The sequence below is a fragment of the Kitasatospora sp. NPDC058406 genome (genome assembly GCF_042722765.1).
Taxonomy (GTDB): domain Bacteria; phylum Actinomycetota; class Actinomycetes; order Streptomycetales; family Streptomycetaceae; genus Kitasatospora.
Genome location: NZ_JBHXKE010000167.1, coordinates 16,159 through 21,439 on the forward strand (window position 1 = coordinate 16,159; position 5,281 = coordinate 21,439).

Genomic DNA, 5,281 nt, shown 5'->3' on the forward strand with positions numbered 1-5,281 from the left:
ACCCGCCTCACCGCCCGCCCCGCGGCCGGCACCGCCACGGGCGCGCACGCCCCGGCGCAGCAGGCGCAGGAGGTGCGGCGGATCGCCGGGCAGCTCGCCGAGGCGCTGCGCCGCCCGACCGGCCTGCCGGTCGAGGTGGTGGCCGACGGCGACGCGGCGGCCGACGGCATCGGCCTGCTGCTCGACCCCGCCCTCCCCGCCGAGACCGGCGCCGAGGGCTACCGGCTGACCTCCGACGCCACCGGCGTCCGGATCTCCGCCCGCACCCCCGAGGGCCTCTACCGGGGCACCCAGACACTGCGGCAGCTGCTCCCGCCGCAGATCGAGGGCCCGGCGAAGGCGGCTGACGGCACCGAGTGGACGGTCGCGCCGGTCACCGTCGAGGACCGCCCCCGCTACGCCTACCGGGGCGCGATGCTCGACGTGGCGCGGCACTTCTTCACCCCCGCCGAGGTCAAGGGGTTCATCGACCGGCTGGCCCTGTACAAGGTCAACCACCTTCACCTGCACCTGACCGACGACCAGGGCTGGCGGATCGAGATCCCGTCCCGGCCCGAACTCACCCGGGTCGGTGCGGTGAGCGAGGTGGACGGCACCCCCGGCGGCTTCTACACGGCGGCCGACTACCAGGAGATCGTCCGGTACGCGCAGGAGCGCTACCTGACCGTCGTCCCCGAGATCGACCTGCCCGGCCACAGCAACGCCGTCCTCGCCTCCTACCCGGAGCTCGACTGCACCCGCAGCGCCCGGCCCTGGCCGTACACCGGGATCGAGGTCGGCTTCTCGACGCTCTGCCCGACCGGCGACGCCGTCTTCGCGTTCACCCGGGAGGTGATCGCCGAGGTGGCCCGGCTCACCCCCGGCCCGTACCTGCACATCGGCGGCGACGAGGTGAAGACGATCTCCTCGGAGGAGTACGCGGGGTTCGTGCAGCAGGTGAACGCCCAGGTGCTGGCCGCGGGCAAGACGCCGGTGGGCTGGAACCAGGCCGCGCCGGCCGGGGTCGGGGTGCTGCAGTACTGGGACGGCCGCGGCGGGCGCGACCTCGAGCTCGGGCAGGCCGCCGAGCGGGGCGCCAAGGTGATCATGTCGCCGTCCGGCCGCAGCTACCTGGACATGAAGTACGAGAAGTCCTACCCGCTCGGGCTGGTCTGGGCCGGCACGATCGACGCCCGGCACGCCTACACCTGGGATCCGGACAACGTGCTCAAGCTGCCGGCCGGGTCGGTGATCGGGATCGAGGCACCGCTCTGGACCGAGACCCTGGACACCCCCTACGAACTGGACCTGATGCTGCTGCCCCGGCTGCCCGCGCTGGCCGAGCTGGGCTGGTCGCCGAAGGCCGCCCTCGACTGGGACGGGTTCAAGCGGCGCCTCGCCGAGGAGGGCGCGCGCTGGGACGCCGCCGGGTACGCCTACGAGCGGCGGCCGGAGGTGCCCTGGCCCGCACGGTAGCCCGGGGCGGCGTAGCGTGACGAGGGGAGGGTTCGCGCACGTCCCGAGTTGTGCAGGAGGAACGATGTCCGCACGGGAGCCGGACCCGGCGAGGCAGGAGCGGTTCGCGGGTCGCGTGGTGCAGGTGCTGAACGACGCCTGCCTGGGGATCATGGCCAGCGTCGGCCACCAGACCGGGCTCTTCGACACGATGGCCGGCCTCGCCCCGTCGACCAGCGGGGAGATCGCCGCCGCAGCCGGGCTGGACGAGCGCTACGTCCGGGAGTGGCTCGGCGGCATGGCCGTCGGCGGCTTCGTGGAGTACGAGCCCGGGCCCGAGCCCGGCCCCGAGCACGGTCGCTACCGGCTGCCGCCGGAGCACGCCGCCTCGCTGACCCGGGCGGCCGGGCCGGACAACGCGGCGGGCATGATGCAGTACCTCGCGCTGATGGGCGAGGTGGAGCAGCGGGTCGTCACGGCGTTCCGCGAGGGCGGGGGCCTGCCCTACTCGGCGTACCCGCGGTTCCAGGCCCTCCAGGGCGAGGAGACCGCCGCGGTCTACGACCGGGTGCTGGTGGACGGGGTCGTGCCCCTGGTGCCCGGCCTGACCGAGCGGCTGCGGGCCGGCATCGACGCGGTCGACATCGGCACCGGACAGGGCCACGCCGTCAACGTCCTGGCGAAGGCCTTCCCGGCGAGCCGGTTCACCGGCGTGGACATCTCCGAGAAGGGCATCGGGGCGGCCGAGGCCGAGGCCGCCGCGCAGGGCCTGGACAACGCCCGCTTCGTGCTCGCCGACTCCGCCCGGCTCACCGGCGCGTACGACCTGGTCACCGCGTTCGACGTGATCCACGACCTGGCCCGGCCGGCCCCCACCCTGAGCGCCGTCGCGGGAGCGCTGCGGCCCGACGGCGTCTTCCTGATGGGCGACATCGCGGCGAGCAGCCGGCTGGAGGAGAACCTCGACCACCCGCTGGGCCCCGCGCTGTACGCCTTCTCGGTCTTCTACTGCATGACGGTCTCGCTCGGCGAGGGCGGCGCCGGGCTGGGCACGGTCTGGGGCGAGCAGGCCGCCCGGCGGATGCTGGCGGAGGCCGGGTTCGGCACGGTGGACACCCGGCGGGTCGAGGGCGACGTGCTCAACCTCTACTACGTGGCGCGCCCGGCCGGCACCCCGGCGTAGCGGCGGGTGCTGGGCCGGCGGGTGGCCGGGGCGCGGGCGCGGACGTAGGTTCGAAGGGTCCGTCCGAGTGAAGGAGGGCGTCGATGACCGGCAACGGCTACGCACACCCCGAGACGCTGGTCGACACGGAGTGGCTGGCGCGTCACCTGACCGACGGCACGCTCCGCGTCGTCGAGGTGGACGAGAGCACCGGGGCGTACGAGCAGGGCCACATCCCCGGCGCGGTCGGCTGGAACTGGGCCACCGACCTGCACAGTCCGGTCGGCCGCGACTACATCGACCGCACCGGCCTCCAGCACCTGCTGCGCGCCGCCGGGGTCGAGGACGACACGACCGTGGTGCTCTACGGCGGCCGGAACAACTGGTTCGCCGCGTACGCCTACTGGCTGATGCGGCTGCGCGGCTTCGGGCCGGTGCGGCTGCTGGACGGCGGGCGCAAGAAGTGGGAGCTGGAGGCGCGCCCGCTCACCCGGGAGGTCATGGACTACCAGCACAGCGGGTACCGGATGACCGAACCCGAGCACCCCGAGGTCCGGGCGCTGCGGGACGAGGTGCTCGCCAAGGCCGAGGTGTTCGCCAAGCCCGGTACGGACGCGGTGCTGGTGGACGTCCGCTCGCCCGCCGAGTACCGCGGCGAGGCGCTGGCGCCGCCGCACCTGCCGCAGGAACAGGCGCAGGTGCCCGGGCACATCCCCGGTGCGGTGAACATCCCGTGGTCGCAGGCGGCCAACGAGGACGGCACCTTCCGGTCGGCGGAGGAACTGCGCGCGCTCTACGGCGTGCAGGGCGTCGAGTCCGAGCGTGAGGTGATCGCCTACTGCCGGATCGGCGAGCGCTCGGCCCACACCTGGTTCGCGCTGACCGAGCTGCTGGGGTACCCGCACGTCAAGAACTACGACGGGTCGTGGACGGAGTACGGCTCGCTGGTACGGGCGCCGGTGGCGCTGGGGGCGTGAGGGTCCGGGCGCGGCGGAGGCCGCACCCGGCCGGACGTGGCACGGGCGCGGCACGGTGATGTCGGCCTGTTTCTTCTCATGAACATTTCATCTCCAAGGCGTGAGACGAGGTCCGCCGGGACAAGGATCGTTGCGACCCGTTGTCCCAGCGATCCTGTGGAGGACCCCTGTGCGCAAGAGGCTGATCGTCTCTGCCGCTGCCGGCGCGCTCGCCCTGCTCCTGTCCGTCCCCGCCTCCGCCGCCCAGGCCGGCCAAGGCGCGGCCGGCATCGGAGACTCCTACTACCCGAACGCCGGCAACGGCGGCTACGACGTCTCGCACTACGACATCCGCCTCAAGTACCAGCCCGTCACCGACGAGCTGGAGGGCACCGCCACCCTCCTCGCCACCGCCACCCAGGACCTCACCCGGTTCAACCTGGACTTCGTGCTCAAGGTGAACGAGGTGCTGGTCAACGGGCGCCCCGCCAGGTTCGCCGCCACCGGTGACCAGGAACTGGAGATCACCCCCGCCCGGACGATCGCCAGGGGCAGCCGGATCACCGTGGTGGTCCGGTACGCCGACAAGCCCGGCGAGGTCGAGCGCGGCGGCTACTCCGCCTGGATCCGCACCCCCGACGGCGGCGTCGTCGCCAACGAGCCCGAGGGTTCGGCCTGGTGGTACCCGAGCAACGACCACCCCACCGACAAGGCCAGCTTCGACGTCTCCGTCCTGGTCCCCGACGGCACCCAGGCGATCAGCAACGGCACGCTGACCCAGAGCTCGCGGGCCGGCTGGACCCGCTACAACTGGCGGCAGCCCAAGCCGCAGGCCACCTACCTGGCCACGCTGGCGATCGGCAGGTTCGACCTCTACACCGACACCACGGCGGGCGGACTCCCCGTCACCACCGCCTACAGCAAGGACCTCGGCGAGAACGACGGCGCCGCGCGGGCCAGCGTCGAGCGGACCGGCGAGATCGCCGACTGGCTGAGCGGGTACTTCGGCCCCTACCCCTTCGGCTCGCTCGGCGGCTACGTGCCCAACGTGCGCACCGGGTACGCGCTGGAGACCCAGACCCAGATCTTCTACAGCCCCGCCCAGTTCGCGCGCGGCGCCAACACCGGCGTGGTGGTCCACGAGCTGGCGCACCAGTGGTACGGCGACAGCGTCTCCGTCCAGCGCTGGAGCGACATCTGGCTCAACGAGGGCTTCGCCCGGTACTCGCAGTGGCTCTGGTCCGAGCACGAGAACGAGGGCACCGCCCAGGAGCTGGCCGACTACGTCTACGCCTTCTACCCGGCCGACAACGCCTTCTGGACCGTCAAGCCGGGGGACCCGGGCGCGGACCACCAGTTCGCCGCCGCCGTCTACGACCGGGGGGCGCTGGCCGTCCAGGCGCTGCGCAACACCGTCGGGGACGACAAGTTCTTCCGGATCCTGAAGGGCTGGCCGACCGAGCGCAAGTACGGCAACGCCACCGTCCAGCAGTTCCAGGCGTACGCGGAGCGGATCTCCGGCAAGCCGCTCGGGGGGCTGTTCAACACCTGGCTGTTCACCGTCGGGAAGCCGGCGGTCGGCTCGTCGGGCGTCGCGGCGGGCGTCGCGTCGCCGGCTCCGTCGTTCGGTGCCCCGTCGGCGACCGCCCCGTCGGCGACCGCACCGGCGTCCGGCGCGGCGGACGTGCCGCCGGAGCCGACGTCGTGGAAGAAGATCCAGGAGACCAAC

The 5,281-nt window shown here is 73.1% G+C and carries 4 protein-coding genes; all 4 read left to right on the forward strand.

Translation table 11 applies throughout. The features are described 5' to 3' along the window. Nucleotides 1-1,455: family 20 glycosylhydrolase (locus ACFWOG_RS27795; protein WP_380361393.1), on the forward strand; the 1,455-nt coding region annotated here is incomplete at its 5' end. 64 nt (nt 1,456-1,519) lie between these two features. Further along, nucleotides 1,520-2,617: a class I SAM-dependent methyltransferase gene (locus tag ACFWOG_RS27800; protein ID WP_380361394.1), complete on the forward strand. Its 1,098-nt coding sequence runs from the start codon at nt 1,520-1,522 to the stop codon at nt 2,615-2,617. Nucleotides 2,618-2,700: 83 nt separating this feature from the next. Next, a complete protein-coding gene (locus ACFWOG_RS27805) occupies nt 2,701-3,573 on the forward strand; it encodes a sulfurtransferase (protein ID WP_380361395.1) in 873 nt (290 codons plus the stop codon). A gap of 169 nt (nt 3,574-3,742) precedes the next feature. Then, nucleotides 3,743-5,281 (forward strand): M1 family metallopeptidase (locus tag ACFWOG_RS27810; protein ID WP_380361396.1); only part of this gene is annotated, 1,539 nt, incomplete at its 3' end.